16 protein-coding genes are annotated in these 17861 nt (G+C 30.0%); 3 read left to right on the top strand and 13 right to left on the bottom strand.

Translation table 11 applies throughout. From position 1 onward, the window contains the following. Nucleotides 1-245 precede the first annotated feature (245 nt). Nucleotides 246-2045, top strand: coding sequence for a sigma-54 interaction domain-containing protein (locus tag B5X81_RS00410; RefSeq protein WP_079488512.1), 1800 nt, complete (start codon nt 246-248; stop codon nt 2043-2045). A gap of 175 nt (nt 2046-2220) precedes the next feature. On the opposite strand, the gene B5X81_RS27695 is transcribed toward B5X81_RS00410, so the two are convergent. Then, nucleotides 2221-2385 (bottom strand): hypothetical protein, encoded by a 165-nt coding sequence (locus B5X81_RS27695; RefSeq protein WP_208984954.1) that lies wholly within the window; start codon nt 2383-2385, stop codon nt 2221-2223. Between the two features lie 506 nt (nt 2386-2891). Between B5X81_RS27695 and B5X81_RS00405 the strand changes: the two genes are divergently transcribed. Further along, nucleotides 2892-3902, top strand: coding sequence for a GGDEF domain-containing protein (locus tag B5X81_RS00405; RefSeq protein WP_079488511.1), 1011 nt, complete (start codon nt 2892-2894; stop codon nt 3900-3902). Nucleotides 3903-4025: 123 nt separating this feature from the next. Here B5X81_RS00405 and B5X81_RS00400 read toward each other — a convergent pair whose 3' ends face one another. After that, a complete protein-coding gene (locus B5X81_RS00400) occupies nt 4026-4211 on the bottom strand; it encodes an aspartyl-phosphate phosphatase Spo0E family protein (protein ID WP_079488509.1) in 186 nt (61 codons plus the stop codon). Between the two features lie 213 nt (nt 4212-4424). On the opposite strand from B5X81_RS00400, the gene B5X81_RS00395 reads away from it, so the two are divergent. Then, nucleotides 4425-4658, top strand: coding sequence for a helix-turn-helix domain-containing protein (locus tag B5X81_RS00395; protein ID WP_079488508.1), 234 nt, complete (start codon nt 4425-4427; stop codon nt 4656-4658). A 272-nt stretch (nt 4659-4930) separates the two neighbouring features. Here the strand turns inward: B5X81_RS00395 and glmS are convergent, their stop codons facing one another. From glmS to B5X81_RS00340, 11 genes are all read right to left on the bottom strand, one after another. After that, the gene (gene glmS, locus B5X81_RS00390) at nt 4931-6760 is read right to left on the bottom strand and encodes a glutamine--fructose-6-phosphate transaminase (isomerizing) (RefSeq protein WP_079488506.1); all 1830 of its coding nucleotides are present in this window, start codon (nt 6758-6760) and stop codon (nt 4931-4933) included. A 451-nt stretch (nt 6761-7211) separates the two neighbouring features. Beyond that, entirely contained in the window at nt 7212-8558 is a 1347-nt protein-coding gene (glmM, locus tag B5X81_RS00385; RefSeq protein WP_079488505.1) for a phosphoglucosamine mutase, read from the bottom strand. Between the two features lie 181 nt (nt 8559-8739). Continuing rightward, nucleotides 8740-9906 carry an N-acetylglucosamine-6-phosphate deacetylase gene (nagA, locus tag B5X81_RS00380; protein WP_079488503.1) on the bottom strand — a complete coding sequence of 389 codons (1167 nt, stop codon included), beginning with the start codon at nt 9904-9906 and terminating at the stop codon, nt 8740-8742. Nucleotides 9907-9967: 61 nt separating this feature from the next. After that, on the bottom strand, nt 9968-10690 hold the full coding sequence (locus B5X81_RS00375; RefSeq protein WP_079488502.1) for a sugar isomerase domain-containing protein: 723 nt from the start codon (nt 10688-10690) through the stop codon (nt 9968-9970). A 21-nt stretch (nt 10691-10711) separates the two neighbouring features. Further along, nucleotides 10712-11380, bottom strand: coding sequence for an HAD family hydrolase (locus tag B5X81_RS00370; RefSeq protein WP_079488500.1), 669 nt, complete (start codon nt 11378-11380; stop codon nt 10712-10714). Nucleotides 11381-11395: 15 nt separating this feature from the next. Continuing rightward, on the bottom strand, nt 11396-12100 hold the full coding sequence (locus B5X81_RS00365; RefSeq protein WP_079488499.1) for an N-acetylmannosamine-6-phosphate 2-epimerase: 705 nt from the start codon (nt 12098-12100) through the stop codon (nt 11396-11398). A 98-nt stretch (nt 12101-12198) separates the two neighbouring features. After that, on the bottom strand, nt 12199-13020 hold the full coding sequence (locus B5X81_RS00360; RefSeq protein WP_079488497.1) for a PTS system mannose/fructose/sorbose family transporter subunit IID: 822 nt from the start codon (nt 13018-13020) through the stop codon (nt 12199-12201). Then, the gene (locus B5X81_RS00355) at nt 13020-13787 is read right to left on the bottom strand and encodes a PTS mannose/fructose/sorbose/N-acetylgalactosamine transporter subunit IIC (RefSeq protein WP_079488496.1); all 768 of its coding nucleotides are present in this window, start codon (nt 13785-13787) and stop codon (nt 13020-13022) included. Before B5X81_RS00355 ends, B5X81_RS00360 begins: the two co-directional genes overlap by 1 nt. 20 nt (nt 13788-13807) lie before the next feature. Beyond that, nucleotides 13808-14308, bottom strand: a complete 501-nt coding sequence (locus B5X81_RS00350; protein WP_079488494.1) for a PTS system mannose/fructose/N-acetylgalactosamine-transporter subunit IIB — start codon at nt 14306-14308, stop codon at nt 13808-13810. 171 nt (nt 14309-14479) lie between these two features. Then, entirely contained in the window at nt 14480-14887 is a 408-nt protein-coding gene (locus tag B5X81_RS00345; RefSeq protein WP_079488493.1) for a PTS sugar transporter subunit IIA, read from the bottom strand. A gap of 107 nt (nt 14888-14994) precedes the next feature. After that, complete coding sequence (locus tag B5X81_RS00340) at nt 14995-17847, bottom strand: sigma 54-interacting transcriptional regulator (protein WP_170917210.1); 2853 nt, start codon at nt 17845-17847, stop codon at nt 14995-14997. Nucleotides 17848-17861: the final 14 nt, after the last annotated feature.

The raw sequence follows: 17861 nt of genomic DNA, 5'->3' as shown, positions 1-17861 counted from the left end.
TGAGGTTGTAGTACTATAATAGCAAGGCCCATGCCAAAGCATTTAAAGCTGGTATTTGCTCATAAACAAAATTGATATAGATTAATAAGTGCAAAAAAATGAAAATAAAAGCACACAAAAGAAAAAAATGGAATATTTTAAAAATTATAAATTTTATTTACTTATATCTACTTCATATTTAAATTTTGGAAGGTAAACTTTTACTTATATAGAATTACATATAAAAAAGGATAAGGCGGGATTTTATGAATATTAAATATGAGCATGAAAATATATTTAGTATACTATCTCAATATCCAGATGCTGCTATAGAAATTATTGAATACTTTTTTAATTCCATAGATAAAGGTTTAGCAATCATAGATGATAAAAACATAATAATTAAACATAATGATTCCTTTAGAGAGATTTTTAACTCTAAAACAAGTTTATTGGGTCTGTCTTTACAAAAGATTATTCCTAATTATGAACAAAATAGCAGCCAAAACTTCTATTTTGTTGAGGATCTTAAGAAAAATTTAAAAATTGACAGTAAGACAATATGTGTAGAAAATGCATCATTTACAATAGTAAAAGTATCCAATTATTATCCTGATTCGAACATAATAGAAAAGGATTCTGAAGTGAAATTTTATAAAGAAATGTATGAAAACATTATAAATTCTATCGATGAAGGGATACATGCAATTGATACTTCAGGGAAATTATTTGTTTATAATTCATCTATAGAAAAATTAGAAGGCTATAAGGCTTCTGAAATTATAGGAAAACATGTTACGGAAGTTTACAATTTAGACTGGAAAACGAGTTTATTATTAAAGGTCCTTAAGGAGGGAAAGCCTATTTTTGACTTTCATCAAAGTTATACTACTACAAACGGTAAATGGGTAGACGTAATGACCAGTATAGTACCTTTATATTCTAAAGATAAAATTATAGGAGCTGCTGCAATTTTGAAGGATTTTACTAATTTCAAAAAAATGGCTGAGCAGGTTCTAGATTTACAGGAGCAATTACATAATAAAAAACTAAATACTAACAATCAAACTTCAGAAAAAAAGCATGATACTAAATATGAAATTTTAGGTAAAAATAAGCAATTTATAGAAAGTATTAATTGGGCAAAAGCTGCTGCAGCTACAGAATCTCCTGTACTCATCTATGGAGAAACTGGCACTGGAAAGGAACTCTTTGCTCAAAGCATTCATAGTAAGGGCATACGTTCGAAAGGACCTTTTCTAGCTATTAACTGTGCAGCTATACCAGAAAATCTATTGGAAGGAATTTTGTTTGGAACTACTAAAGGTGCTTTTACCGGTGCAATCGATAGAGCTGGCTTGCTAGAACAAGCTAATAGTGGTACTTTGTTTTTAGACGAAGTAAATTCTATGCCTTTAGCATTGCAGGCTAAATTACTTAGAGTACTGGAGAATAAAAAAATAAGAAGGTTAGGAGCTAAGGAAGAAATTTCAATTGATACACGAATTATTAGCAGCTGCAATCTCGAACCAACTACAGCCATCGAAAAACAAATGCTCCGAGCAGATTTATTCTATCGCTTAGCCGTTGTCTATATTGACATTCCACCATTACGCCAGCGTACAGATGACATAGAATTATTATCTAACCATTTTATTGATTATTACAACAAATATTTAAAGAAAAATATCCAATGTCTAAGCAAAGAAATTTTATTAGCTTTCAAAAAATTCCATTGGCCTGGTAATATTCGACAATTAAAACATACCATTGAGTGTGCAATGAATATTGTTACCGCCAATGAACCTTATATCGAAAAATGTCATATCCCCAAGTATTTAAATATCTTTCCAAAACTGAATACTTCTATTAGTAATACTATTAATAATCATTCAAATGCCTCCTTTGAGAATATTCATTTATTTGACCAAATAAAAATTGAAGAAAGGAATCGTATTATTGATATTATAAAAAAGAATAAGGGAAATATATCAAAATCGGCAGCTGAATTAGGAATGAGTAGACAAAGTTTGCAGTATAGAATCAAAAAATATAAGCTAAAATAATCCCCCATGAATGTCTACTAGGTTTCTCTTGTAAACACCTACAGGGGTCTTACCAAACTTACTTATGATAGGAAGAACTTTTAATTCATCCAATATCCTGTAATATTCCTCATATTCAGTGGTACCCTTTTTTCAGCTATATCCAGATAAAACAATCAATTATGCTATGTACGCTTTAGTACAAGCTTATGTTATTTAGGCCTCTAATAAATTGTGAAAAATTAAAATATATTATTTCATTGTGGTTTTCTATGAGATAATCTGTTATCTTAGGATCAGTTAATTCTAAATCAATTATTTTTGGCAGCAATTCCTTCACTTTTTTCTTTTCACATTTCATACTAAATATCATTCCTTTCTCAGTCTTTAAAGCACAAAAATGATTAGATTATCTTTAATTAGATATTCTCTTATATTCACTATAATAAATAAAATCATTCTTTGATATATATTTTCGGAAAATTCAGATTAAATTTCATTATTTTCAAGGGTCTTTTTATTCTTCTTTCTACTTTATTTTTCTATTTAAAAGTTTACTTAGTTCTTCTCTAGTTTCTTTACATAAAAAATCATTATTCTAATATGGGTTAAATAAAGGTGAACAATTTGAAAGAATAAAAATTTTCTTCAAGTCCATATATGTCTATAATTAGCGAAATATGCATTATTGTGTCAGATATGTAATTATAGTATAATTGATTTAACGAATATAGAAAAGATTCAAAATACAATTTACACTAGTCTTGTGAGTCATTTAAAAGTATAAATCAGCCTCTTTTAAAGCTAAAAATACTTAGAATAGAATGTTAAAGCTTCATATATTGGATATATAAGGAGGAGAAATAATTGATTAGAAAAAAACTTTTATATTACCTAATTATAATAATGATATTGCTATCTATAAATCCAGTATATGCAGAGGATTCACAAGTTGATTTCAGTAAAATTTTTGACAATCATGGCTTAATAAGATTGATTATTGATGCTGAGACAGGTTCAATTAGATATGCCAATAAAGCAGCAATTGATTTTTATGGATACCCAAAAGAAAAATTACTAAAAATGTCTATTCAGGATATTAACACCCTTGATTTAATACAAATCAAAAAAGAAATGGAAGCAGCATTTAGAGAAGAGCGAAATTATTTTGTTTTTAAGCACCGTCTTGCAAATGGTGAAATAAGAAATGTTGAAGTGCATTCATACCCAGTATTGGAAGAAGGAAAGGAGACACTATATTCAGTTGTTATAGATATTACAGAAAGAGTATTATTAGAACAATCATTGGAGCGAAGTCGTAGAATATCCAAATATTTGTTTTTGGGGATTTTCACTTTGTTTTTCTTCCTTATAGCCGTACTATTCCTAAGTAAAGAAAAATATAAAAAACTTGCTAATTATGATAGTTTAACTGGAGCCTATTCAAGATTGTTTTTAGATAAATTAATAGAACATGAAAAAAACAAATCAAATAGTAATGAAGTAATATTATTAGTAGTAGTCATTGATATAGATAAATTTAAAAGCATTAATGATAATTTTGGACATATAGTAGGAGACAAAGTATTAAAAAAAGTGGTAGAAGTATTAAAGTCCTATATTCGTAAAGACGATTTTGTGATTAGATATGGTGGAGATGAATTTCTACTTATACTCCAAAATTGTGACAAAGAATCAAGTCATACTATTATAAATAGAGTTAAAGAAAAGTTGAAAAATAATAAAGAATTTGAGTTCCCTATAGAATTTTCCTATGGAATTCAAGAAATATATGATACACAAGAAATTTATAATTCTATTAAATTAGCAGATGAAAAAATGTATCAGTCAAAAACTGGGAAAAATTTGTCATATTAGATGAATTATTAGAACAAATCTAGACTTATAATAAACTCTTTTTAAAAAATCTTCCATAATTTTAAATTCCTCTCAGGAATTTGAGATTAAGTCCACTACCTCATTCTCGTCTAAATTGAATTATTAATGAATGTTTATTTTCTTTACAAGTTCCTGCTGCACAATAGCAATATACTTATCTAATTCTTGACTTATATCAACTACTTCTTTTGTATGTCCTTTTATTTTATACATTTCATTTAATTTAAAACGTAGACTATTTATTTTATCATTAATCTCTTGTTGTAAAAATTTCTTTTTAACTTTCACTTTTTCACCTCATCTACATTTTAAATTCAATGTAATTCTTTTTAATGTAATAAACTAATTTTCCAATAATATTTAAACTAATATTTCGACAATACTAAATATATGGGAAGTTTTATAGTCCAAAAAGGACTATTTTATTAATTATAGTCCTTTTTGGACTTAATGTTAATAGTCCTATATGGTCTATAATATAATTTCCATGAGGTGATTTTTTTGAAATATGAACGTTTAAGAAATCTTCGAGAAGATAATGATTTATTGCAAAGGCATGTAGCAAAAATATTAAATATTGCTGAAAGAACATATTCCCATTACGAAACTGGCAAAAGAAATATTTCTATAGAATCATTGCTGACTCTTGCAAAGTTTTACAATACCAGTATTGATTATTTGGTTGGCTTAACAGATGAAAAATCTCCTTATCCAAGAGCTAAATCACATAAATAGGTATATTAGTAGTTTTTAATATATTTCAACTCAAGGATTCAAAAGTTTTTTATCTGTTCTTTTTTCTATTTTTTGTATTTTCTTTTTACTTAACCATGTTTGGTGAACCATTTCCTCGATATTCCCCTCATACAAAAAGCCATGCAATCTTGGCATTTTTAGTCCAAAATCACATGACTTTTATTACAACTTTATTATCCTTAGTACGACTTTATTATTTTTCTCACGAGTTTATTTTGTTGGATCAACAAATGTGATACTTCCTCTCTCACCTACTCAACCGTAACACTCTTAGCCAAATTTCTAGGCTTATCAACATCGCAGCCCCTAGCAACTGCCATATAATATGAGAACAATTGCTGTGGTACTACGCTTAGTATAGGAGTCAATTCATCCATTGTATCTGGTATATATATAACTGTATCCGCAGACTTTTCTATTTCCTTATTTCCTTCTTTAGCTATAGCCACTACATATGCCCCCCTAGCTTTTACTTCCTTTATGTTTGAAAGCATTTTTTCATATAATCTGTCTTGGGTTGCAAGGGCTATTACTAGAGTATCATCTTCTATCAATGCAATAGTTCCATGCTTTAATTCTCCTGCTGCTATTGCAAAGGAATTGATATATGATATTTCTTTTAGCTTTAAAGACCCTTCATATGCTGCATTTATATCTAAACCTCTTCCCATGAAAAATACACTTTCATTATTGAATTGTGTATCTGCTAGATGTTGAGCTATTACATAATCATCCAATATTTTTTGTATTTTTTCTGGCATGTTCTTAAGCTCTTCTATTATAGAATCATATTTTTCTTTACTCATTGATTCTTTAGTTATAGCCATATGAAGTGCTATCATATACATTGCTGTTAACTGTGTTGTATAGGCTTTTGTTGATGCAACTGCTATTTCAGGCCCTGCCCATGTGTAAAATACATCATGGGATTCTCTGGCAACGGAGCTACCTACTACGTTTACTACTGAAAGAATTCGTGCGCCCTTTCTTTTTGCTTCTCTAAGGGCTGCCAGTGTATCCAGAGTTTCTCCAGATTGACTAATAGCTATAAACAATGTATTTTCATCTATAAATGGATCACTATATCTAAATTCTGATGCTATATCACATATTACAGGTATTTTTGCATATTTCTCTATGGCATATTTACCAACTAAACCTGCGTGGTATGCAGTACCACAAGCCACTATATATACCTTATCTATTTTATCCAAGTCTTCCTTTGTTATCTTAATACTATCAAGCTCTATATTTCCTTCTTTATTTAATCTTCTGTTTAGTGTTTCGGATACCCCCTTTGGCTGCTCATTTATTTCTTTAATCATAAAATGGGCATATCCTTCTTTTTCTGCAGCTTCCACATCCCAAGTAACCTTATATACTTCTCTAGCTTGAGGCTGTTTAAGTTCATTAAAAATAGTTACCTTTTCCTTAGTTAAAAGAACTACTTCGTCATTTTCTATTAAAAATATGTCCCTTGTATGCTTTAGTATAGCAGGAATATCAGAAGCAAGAAATTTTTCTTCTTTTCCAAGACCAACTATAAGGGGACTGTCCTTTCTAACTGCCACTATCTTATCGGGCTCATCCTTACATATAACAGCTATAGCATATGCACCTTCCATTTTTTCTACTGCTTTATATACTGCATCTAGGAGATCTCCCTCATAAAAATAATCAATTAAATGGGCAATAACCTCTGTGTCAGTTTCTGATTTAAACCCATTCCCATTTACTTCTATGAGCCATTCCTTTAATTTCATATAGTTTTCTATTATACCATTATGAATCACCGCTATATTACCGGAACAATTTGTATGAGGATGAGCATTCCTATCAGATGGAGCACCATGGGTGGCCCATCTTGTATGGCCTATTCCTATTGAACCGTTTAAATCCTTATCCTTTAAATTTTCTGCAAGAACCTTTAACCTACCTTCATGTTTTTCTACATATATGTCATCATCTTTAAATACTGCTATACCTGCTGAATCATAACCTCTATATTCAAGTCTTGATAATCCATCAATTAATATAGGTGTTGCTTTTTTATCTCCAATATATCCAACTATTCCACACATTTATACTGTCCTCCATTTCTTATATACAATTAAGATATAAAAATCTCTAACGTATTATTGTTATTTTTTTAACAAACCGTAATAATTATATACATCTTTCTCTAATTCTCTCAAAAAAGACAAAAAGAAACCCTTTCTCACCCAGCCTATTTGTTTCCACAATCACTTGCAGATTTTGTTAAGCCTTTATCGGTGGTGAGTTACACCGCAGGGCACCCGCCGAATCTTCGATTAACCCTGACCTCGTCAACTTAAATCCTTTTTAGTCCGATCTGATTTAAGTCCTGGCGCTTTGATTATATCACTATTAAATTTTTATACTACATCATCCCATCAATAAGCATCACTCCTTTCAAATATTGCCATTAGATTCCAGATAACAGGGTACAAATACACTATCATTTTCATTCTCATAAATATATCCTTAACCCTGTTACCTGCCATCTAACATCTATCCAAGTCTTGCTTCTATAAGCTCAACTAATTCCTTTGAATGTCTTTCAAGCATTTCTTCATTACTACCTTCAAGCATTACTCTTACTAGAGGCTCTGTTCCTGAAGGTCTTATAAGTACCCTTCCTTCACCATGAAAGATTTCTTCTATTTCCTGTATTCTTGAAGCTATTTTTTCATCTTTAAGATACTTTTTCTTTTTATCATTGCTTACCCTAGCATTCTTTAAAACTTGAGGATAAACCTTCATGATTGAAGCTAGTTCCGACAATGGTTTATTTTTCTTCTTGACTACAGAAATAAGCTGAAGTGCCGATAAAAGGCCATCACCTGTTGTATTATGTTCTAAAAATATTATGTGACCTGATTGTTCTCCACCTAAAACATATCCACTTTTCTTCATTTCCTCAAGAACATATCTATCTCCAACTTTAGTTTTAACTATATTACAATTGTATTTATCTAATGCCTTTTCTAATCCTATATTACTCATTACCGTTGCCACAAGAGTATTGTCCTTTAGTTTACCTTCTTCTAATAAATATGCCCCGCATACAGCCATTATTTTATCTCCGTCTACAATATTTCCCTTTTCATCAACTGCAATAAGCCTATCTGCGTCACCATCAAAGGCCAATCCCAAATCCGCTTTAGTTTCTAAAACGTGCTGCTGTATAATTTCCGGGTGGGTAGATCCACAATTATAGTTTATGTTATATCCATCGGGGTTGTGATTTATTACATCTATTTCTGCGCCAAGTTCTCTTAGGGTTTTTGGTGCCGTCATATAGGATGCTCCATTGGAACAATCAATAGCAACTTTCATTCCCATTAAATTAACATCTATAGTTGATTTTAAAAATTGTGAATAATCATCTATTGCAGTTTCTACATTTATTTTCTTCCCTACTTCATTTCCAATTGGTTTATAATCTATATCCTTATTATTTAATATGTAATCTTCTATTTTTTCTTCTACTTCATCAGCTAATTTAAATCCATCTCTATTAAAAAATTTTATACCATTGTACTCAACAGGATTGTGAGATGCTGATATTACTATTCCTGCATCGGCATTGTACTTTCTTGTAAGATATGCAACTGCAGGAGTAGGTATTACTCCTAAGCACAAGGCATCAGAGCCTACTGATAATATTCCAGCTATAAGGGAGGCCTCTAACATGTCTCCTGATACCCTTGTATCCTTTCCCACAACTATCTTAGCTTTTTTCTTACCTTCTGTTAATAAATATGCGCCTATTCTACCTAATTTATATGCCAACTCACAAGTGAGCTCTGTATTTGCTATTCCTCTAACTCCATCTGTTCCAAAAAGTTTTCCCATATTAAACCTCCAAAATAAAAGACTGTTAATCTATTATATTCTATCACAATATAAATGTGTGGGCAACAAGGTAAAACTTACATACTTTTCCTTATTAATATAAATCCATAAAGTAAATTTAAACTTTATCTTTAAAGATTTCAGTTGCTTATGGATAAGTAAAATTAGAATTTATAATACTTTAGAGTTGGCTATCTATAACATGTCCTTCCACCATTACAAAAGAAACATCTAAATTCTCATTGAAGGCTATAATATCTGCATCCTTCCCTATTTCTATGCTTCCCTTGTAATTATCTATACCTATTGCTTTAGCTGGATTTAAGCTTGCCATTTGTACAGCTTCATTTAATGATACTCCTACTAAGTGCACCATATTATATACAGCTTTGTTTAGGGTCAACGTAGATCCTGCTAAAGCTCCACTTTCTAATCTGGCTTCCCTATCTTTGACAAATACATCCTGCCCCCCTAGCTGATATTTACCATCCTTCAATCCCGCTGCCATCATTGCATCGGATATGAGTATTATTTTATCTTTTCCCTTGAGCTTTACAGCCATATTCATAGCTGCCTTATGAATATGTATGCCATCACATATCATTTCACATGCAACTCTTTCATCTGTTAAAACTGCTCCTAGAACCCCTGGCTCCCTGTGGCTAAAGCCTCTCATTCCATTATATAGATGGGTTGCCTGGGTAATACCTCTTTCTATTCCTTTCATTGCTTCTTGGTAGTTTGCATTTGTATGGCCTGCTGAAATTGTAATACCTTGTTTTTTAAGATACCTTATTGCTTCCTTTGCATTTTTTAGCTCTGGAGCTATGGCAACTACCTTCACAGTATCCTTTCCTTCTTTTAGAAGCATTTCTAATTCTTCTATATCGGGAGCTTTTATATATTCTGGAGGCTGCGCTCCTTTCTTTTCTTGGGAAAAGTATGGTCCTTCTAGGTATAGTCCTAAAACCTTCGAACCTTCTTTGTTTTTTTCATGAATATAGCTTGCCACATTTTTTATGGCTCTTATTGTATTTTCTGTAGAATTTGTCATGGTTGTTGCTAAATATCCTGTTACTCCATTTTTTATATGATAATTGCCCATTGATTCTAGTGCATCGTAGGTACCTTCCATAGCATCATGACCATAATTCCCGTGATTATGTATGTCTATAAAACCTGAAGATAGATATTTTCCTTTTAAATCAATAACCTTGTCAAATACAGATTCATCTATATTCTCGTTTTTAATCATATCTTCTATTTTATCATCCTCTACAACCAAAGAATATCCTACCTTTATTTCATATGGGGTTATTATCCTTGAATTCTTCACTAAAGTTCTCATTTTTTCACATCCTAGTCATTTAATAATATTTCTCTCTTTTCCCTTTGAATTTTATATAAACTTATATATGCTTAATTCTACCTTCATATTTTTCATATAAATCATCATTATTATATCCATCAACATTTTGACTAGTATAAACTGGTAATTTATATCCTTCCTTTGATAAAATTCTTAGGGTTTCTGCAACTATACTGTTTACAATTAATGAGCCTGATATTGTTGATGCTGGGCCCGATGTAATCCCATTAAAATCTATTAAGCTATCTCCCTTTGGTACACAATTATCTATTACTAAATCTGCTATTTCAAAAAGTCTCCTGCCACTTGAATGTCTTGATTCACATGTTTTTGAATGATTTAATGATGTAATAGCTATTAAATATATTCCCCTTTCCTTTGCTAATTTTGCCATTTCAACTGGTACATTATTTCTACCAGAGTTTGATATTATTAGCATTATATCTCCCTTATTTATATAATACTCATCCCATATGATTTCTGCAAGTCCTGACAGTCTTTCCATCTTACTTCCCTTTCTTGCTCCAAAATTAGTTATAATAGTATCATCTAACATAGCATTTATTGGAGCAAGGCCCCCTGCCCTTACAAACATTTCTATTCCTATCATATGGGAATGACCTGTGCCAAAAACATGTATTAGTTTATCATTTTTTATGGTTTCTGCGAATATCTCTGCTGCCTTTTTTATTTTATCTATTTGTGTTTCTTCTACTTTTATTATTAGTTTTTGTATTTCCCCTACATATTTTGTTACTGACATTTTTATCCCTCCATTAAAATATTAATTTAACTTTATAAAATAATTTAATTTTTTAAAGCTGACTTGTGAAAAATCATCAATAACCCAATCAGCTAAATCCATGCCCTTAGCATTTAAAGTGTATTTCTTATATCCTATGACTTTTATATTTGCTTTTTTAGAAGCTATTATTCCATTACTTGAATCCTCAAAGACTAAAGCTTCTTTATCCCTTACTTTTAACACCTTAATGACATTTAAAAAAATGTCAGGCTCAGGCTTGCTTTTTTCAATCATCTCCCCTGAAATTACATAGTCAAATAATTTTTCTAATTTAAATTTATTTAAAATCATTCTTATAACATCCATTGAAGAAGATGACGCTAAAGCAGTTTTTACCTTGTTTTTTCTTAAATCCTTCAATAAATCAATTAGGTCTGTACTAATCTTTAAATTTTTTTCATTAATTATTCTATCTTTTATCTGCTTAAGAAAAATATTGCACAATTCTTCAACTGAAAGTTCATTGAAATCATGATTTTTTCTTATACTACTCCACATATTACCCATAGAACCTCCACAATATGAATAGTGTTCTTTTTCACTAATATCAAGATTAAATTTATTAAAGATTTTTCTTCCTTCTTCGACATACAAGGGCTCTGTATTTACAATAACTCCATCCATATCAAAAATTGCACATCTTAGCATCCTAATTTCTCCTTTTTATAAACTCTCTTTATATGATTTTAATGCGTCAGAAAATCTCTTAGTTATTAAATGGGGCCTAGTAATAGCACCTCCAATTGTTATCATCCAAGCACCTTTTTCAAAGGCCTTTATCATTTCTTCAGGGGACCAATATCTCCCTTCGGCATTTATTGGCTTATCTATTTTATCAACTAATTCTTCTAATAATCTATAATCGGGTTTTTTTATTTGTGGACTATATTTTGTGTAACCCGACAAGGTTGTTGATATTATATCTGCACCGTATTTAGCAGCATTTATACCTTCCTCCAAATTGCTAATATCAGCCATAACTAAAACATTTAATTCATTTTTTATTTTATAAATTAGCTCTTTGACACTAAGTCCTTCTCTTTTTCTATTTGTACAATCTAGGGCAATAATATCAGCTCCAGCTTCATAAATTGATTTTGCCGCTTCAAAGGTTGGTGTTATAATTATATCCTCTATTAAATCCGTATCCTTTGTCACAACCTTGTTAATTCCCACTATAGGTAAATTGGTAACTTTTTTTATAGCCCTTATATCCTGGGGCCAGCAAGCTCTCAGTCCTACAGCACCGCCAATATCAGCAGACTTAGCCATTTTAGCCATAATTTCTGAACCATATAAAGGCTCATTTTCAAAGGCTTGACAGGAAACTATTAATCCATTTCTCAATTTATTTAATATTTTCTTCACTATATTCCTCCTATATTTAACAAATAAAATTTGTCGATCCAAAGTTAAATTTTATACCTCAGTATCAAGATACTGAGGTATATGAGGTGCATATTATCCTAAGGTATTAATATACCAGTTACAGAACAAATAGCAGCTATAATTATAAATATTAAGAATACCCAGCCTATATTTATTTTCTTCTTATCTAATAAATACCAGCTCATAATTGTAAGAATAAGTGGAACTAAGGATGGAAAAATATTGTCAAGCATAGGTTTAAGCTCTATTGATAAATCCCCTGATGTATAGCTTAGCCCCACTTTAGCAGCAACATATTGGGCTGAAATTGCTCCTAAGACTATTAATCCTACAATATTAGCAGCCCGAGTTAGCATGTCCTTGGTACCACCAGAAAGTACTGTCTCCGCTGATTTAATTCCTGTAGTATAACCTTTCTTAAATAAAAACCAAGTTGTTGGTATCATTATTCCTAGGTATGCTACCACATAGAATATGGGCCCAGCTATACTTCCAGAATCCTTAGACAGTCCAAGGGCTATGCTTAATAGTATAGGAACCAAAGTTCCTGCCATAAGGGAATCTCCAATTCCAGCAAAAGGCCCCATTAAAGCAGTTTTAATACCATTTATTAATTCATCGGGTATTTCTTCTCCAGAGGCTTTTTGTTCTTCCATTCCTAAAACAATACCTGGAATTATAGTCCCAATAAGGGGTTCAGTATTAAAAAATTGTGTATGTCTTTTCATTAAATTTTTCTTATCTTCTTCATCATCATATAATTTATCAGCTACTATCCCCATTGACCTAGCAAATGCCGGTGCTTCCATACGTTCCATATTCTGACAAGATAAACTATACATAAGCCAATTTATATATACTTTTACTATATCCTTTTTTGATAATTTTCCCTTAGTCATTAAGCTGCCTCCTTCCTATCAGAATTTTTATTATATTTAACATCTATATATGCAAATAATACAGCAATTATAGTGGCTGGTATTATAGATGTTTTTAATACAGCTATTAATACAAAGCCAAATAAGAAATAGATTATTTCAATATTTTCTTTTAATATGAATTTAAGTAATAATCCAAAACCTACTGCTGGCAATATTCCTCCTAATACAAGAAATACATTTCCTACGGGCTCAGGAATTATACTTACTAATTTAGTTACATAGGAAGCTCCAAAATAGTTAGCTAAAAATATTGGGAAAAATCTAACAATAAATTGAGTTGTATTTCCTATAATTGGTATTTTATTAGCCAAGCTGAGCTTACCCTCTTCTATCCATTTTTCTTGCTTATGGACAAATAGAACATTTACGGTAACAACTAAATAAACTAATGCTACCCCAAGGAAGCTTAATGGAACCGATAAACTTACTGCATATTCAGGAGTGGCTCCACTAACAATAGCTAAAGGTATTCCAATATAAGCAGCAAAATTCACATCTCCAGGCATTGAAAGTCCAGGAGTAACTAATCCTACATATAATGCTTGTATAGCAGCTCCAATTAATATGCCCGTCTTTATATCTCCAAGAATAGCTCCAATAATAGTCCCAGCTATTAAAGGTCTTCCGATAGTATACCAGCCTCCCATTAGGCCTAACAGCCATGGACTATATATAGAAGCACTATATCCTATAAGAGCAATTAGAAAAGCTTGAAAAAAGCTCATATATACCTCCTCCTTATATTTTATTTAAAGCTTGATAAAACTTTTTTGCTAATGGAATTCCATTCTATTGCTTTTTGATCTGTTGTCTGTTGAAAATATATTCTTACTCCCATGTCTTGAAGCTCTTTTATTGCTAAAGCCTCTTCCTTTAATAAGTTTGAAAAATATGTTGCCTTAACAGTTTGTTTTCTGTTGCTCATAGGACCAATATTTAGTTCTTTTTTTAGATTTTCTACATCATTAAAGATTTCAACTGCAACCTTAGGTTCCTTTATTAATAGCAGTGTACTTTCATCATTTCCTATAGCTTCTTTGATTTTATCAAGTGCTTCATTTGGACTGTAAATTTCAACCTTCACACTTGGAGGAACAGCCATTTGATATACACTTTTTATTACTGGATTGGATGCTGTAAATTTGTCTACTAATAAAATCCTTTTTACATGGAAATCATTTAAAACCTTTACTATACATTGACCATGAATTAATCTGTCGTCACATCTAAAAATATTTATACTCATATTTTCACCACCTTTCCTTCTTCAGTATTATCAAAGATTTTATATAATCCTCGAATAATCCTATTGGTTTAAATTAATATGTATATCAAAAAATTGCTGTTTTAGTAAAAACACTTCTAAGAAATATGACTTATAAATCTACTCCTTAGTTTTTTATTTGACCAATTTATCCTATTTAATATTTTTCATAATCTCATCTTTAGTTATAGTTGTTATTCCAGATTTACCTATATTTACTATTTGATCTATTATTTCATTTTTATTATGATTTTTTCTCATGTTTAAAATTTCTAATATCATAACTAAATTCACTCCAGTTATTACATCTGCATTTTTTTGCGTTGTAACTACAGCTGATACATTTGATGGCGTATCTCCAAACATATCCGTAAAAATAATCCATTCATCACATTCTCCATTGTCAATTATATTAGTAATATTATTGCTTAAATCCTCTAGGGAATCCTCTATATAATATCCAACTGAAAATAGATTTTCCTGCTCTCCTACTATCATTTCTACTGCATCCTTTATTCCATTTGCCATATTTGAATGGCTAACAATTATTATCCCTATCAAAGATAACCCCTCCTAAATTAGTTCTTGTTTATTCACTACTTAATAAGAGCAAAGACCATGCCATAAAGTGATACTTTTTTATGGCATGGTCTATTTAAAATTGATATTTACACCTTTTTCTCAAGTTTTACACTTAAAATTTCATACAAATAATATATTTCTGTTATAGGTAATTTAACACTATAATAGTTTTCTATAACACTAAAGCTTCTTTTTATAACACTAATAAAATCCTTATTACCAATTTTAAACTCATCAATATTTTCAATATGCTCTTCTTCTAAATGGGTTTTAGTAATTAATCTTTCAATTAAACAGCTTAAATGAATATATAAACATATTTTTGTATCATTTGAAAAATTACGCTTCAACTCATATTGTAATGCTTCTATAGCCACTTCTAATTGGTCTATTATAAGATTGGGATTTAAAATGGTGATATAGCTTAATACACTTTCTAGTGTAAAATATTTTAGTATAGATTGTTTTACCCTGTATATTTTTTCTTTAGGAATAATATTTTTTAATACTTCATTAAAAATATATGTATCATATGATGAAATTAAATCATCAATATATAGAAAGGGAACTTCTAATATATTTGGATCCTCTGTACCAATAATAGCTTGAACATCATAATTATTAAAAATGATATCTTTATGTTTATTTTTATAAAGTTTAAGATAACCGTAGGGTATAATTTCGATGCTCTTTGCATATCCCCCTAAACTTTTTGCCAATAAGCTTTTAATTTTCTTTGCAGTACCTATACCTGTCATACAAGTTACAATAAGTGCTCTTTTCTTTTTTTCTACAGGAAATATTACTTTACACTTAAAATTATCCAGAGTTTTTATATCCTTTACTATTTCTTCAACTTCTAAATCCTTTAATATACAATTTCCTACCTTTAATGCAAGCTTAGTTGTTATATTATTTACAATTCCTATGGTTCCATGAAGTATTCCTTCTAACCCCTTATATATTTCTTCTAATGAACCCATATCCACTAATATCATTACTCCCCTAGAGGTATTAACCTCACTAAAATACTCCTCTAACTTATTAATAATATCTTTAGTACTTGTTTCTATAGGCATATCAAAGGATTCAAAAACATTACTTTCCAAAAGATGGTTTGAAACATTTGCAATACTGCTAGCGGTAGAATAGCCGTGGGCAACGATAATTGCTTTAATTTTACAGGATATGCTATTATTATTTAAACTAATTAAATATAGCATTATAATAATTATTTCTAGATTACCAATGGACAAATCTAAGCTAGATTTAATAAAGCTTACAACCTTATAGGCTAGTTCATATTCTTCCATATAATATTCTCTTAAAAATCTGAAATGCCCAGCTATTTTTTTCTCATAATCCTTTAGTGCTAAATTATAATAATTTTCAATTGATTTTTGTATGAAACATGCAAGTTTATATATATTATTATCATAGTATTTTAAATCATACTTATCCTTTAATACTAAAAAGATATCTTGAATGCATTTATATAAAGTATCAAACCTGGTATGCCTCATATCATCCTTACAATATGAATTAATATTAAGAACCAGTTTTCCAAAATAATCATCAATAAGCTTTCGAATTTTTAACAGTAATATTTCATCCTGATTTTTTTCTTTTATTTGAGAAATTAGTTTTAATAATTCATCACAAAACCTTTCATGGATTTTCACTTCAGATTTATTAAAAGAACATAGATTTATATTTTGGTTTTCATTACAGGTTATTAGTATATCCTCAATCATATACCCCCTTAATAAGTCATCAAAATACCTTCCGTTTTTGTTTACAACATCGTTAATTAAATATTCAGGCAAAGACATAAAATTAATATTTATTGTTTTTTTCCCTTCAATATCCATAGTATAATTACTATAAGCTCTAGCGCAGCTGAATTTTATATCATTTTTAAGCTGACCAATATTTCCTTTGAAATCAGCATATAAAAAGGTTCTAAGAGAATGCTTGGTTAGCTTAATATCACATCCAATAGACTTTGCTTCTTCCTTAAAAAATAAACAAATCATCTTTATTTTTTCATTTAATGGTCTATCTTTAAGGGCAGGAACTTTTATGACAATTGGTATTCTTCTTAAAAAAGTACTAAGCAAAACACTATTAGGCTTTTCTGTTGTTGCAAATACAAATCTTACCTCAGATTTTCTATACCTATCGCTTTCACCAATCCTTTTAAAAAGACCTGTATCCATAAAATAGAAAAGTAATTCCTGACCCTCTGGAGGTAGTCTATGTATTTCATCTAAAATAACAAAACCTCCATTTGAACTTTCAATAATTCCACTTCTATCTTCATCAGCCCCTGTAAAAGCTCCCTTTTTATGTCCAAAAATACTTGATGAAAGAAGTTCTTTATTATTAGAATATTTAGCACAGTTAAAAACTGTAAGCTTAGCATCCTTCTTTATATATCCTTCATTTTTAGCATACTTATATAATTTACTTCCTAAAAAGCTTTTCCCACATCCCGTAGGGCCAGTAATTAATATAGATAAACCACTTGGTGGATATTTAACACCAGCTATACATTGATCTATTTGATATTCTAAACTTCCATCATATCCTATTAAATCCTTAAATGTTTCTTCCTTTGTAAAATCATTTCTTCTATTATATTTATTTTTTTCCTCCATTAATTCTTTAAAGTTACGATAGGATACTTCCCCATTTAAATGGATTTTAAAATTTTCTTCAAAGCTTTCAAGTTCAATGAAATATACAGGTCTTGTATTTATTTTTATTACTTTTTTTTCTTTATTGAGGATATTTAAACAGTGGCTTATATATGTCCTATGGAGGCCTGTATTTTCTACTAAGTCCTGGGTACTAGCACCTAAAAATTCTTTCTTTTCCTTAATTGTTTTTAATGTTAGTTCCTTGAGTTTTAAAAATACATATTCTATATTTTTCATATAAGAATCTCTCC

The organism is Maledivibacter halophilus (assembly GCF_900167445.1).
GTDB classification, from domain to species: domain Bacteria; phylum Bacillota; class Clostridia; order Peptostreptococcales; family Caminicellaceae; genus Maledivibacter; species Maledivibacter halophilus.
This window is presented reverse-complemented; position numbering and strand designations above follow the sequence as displayed.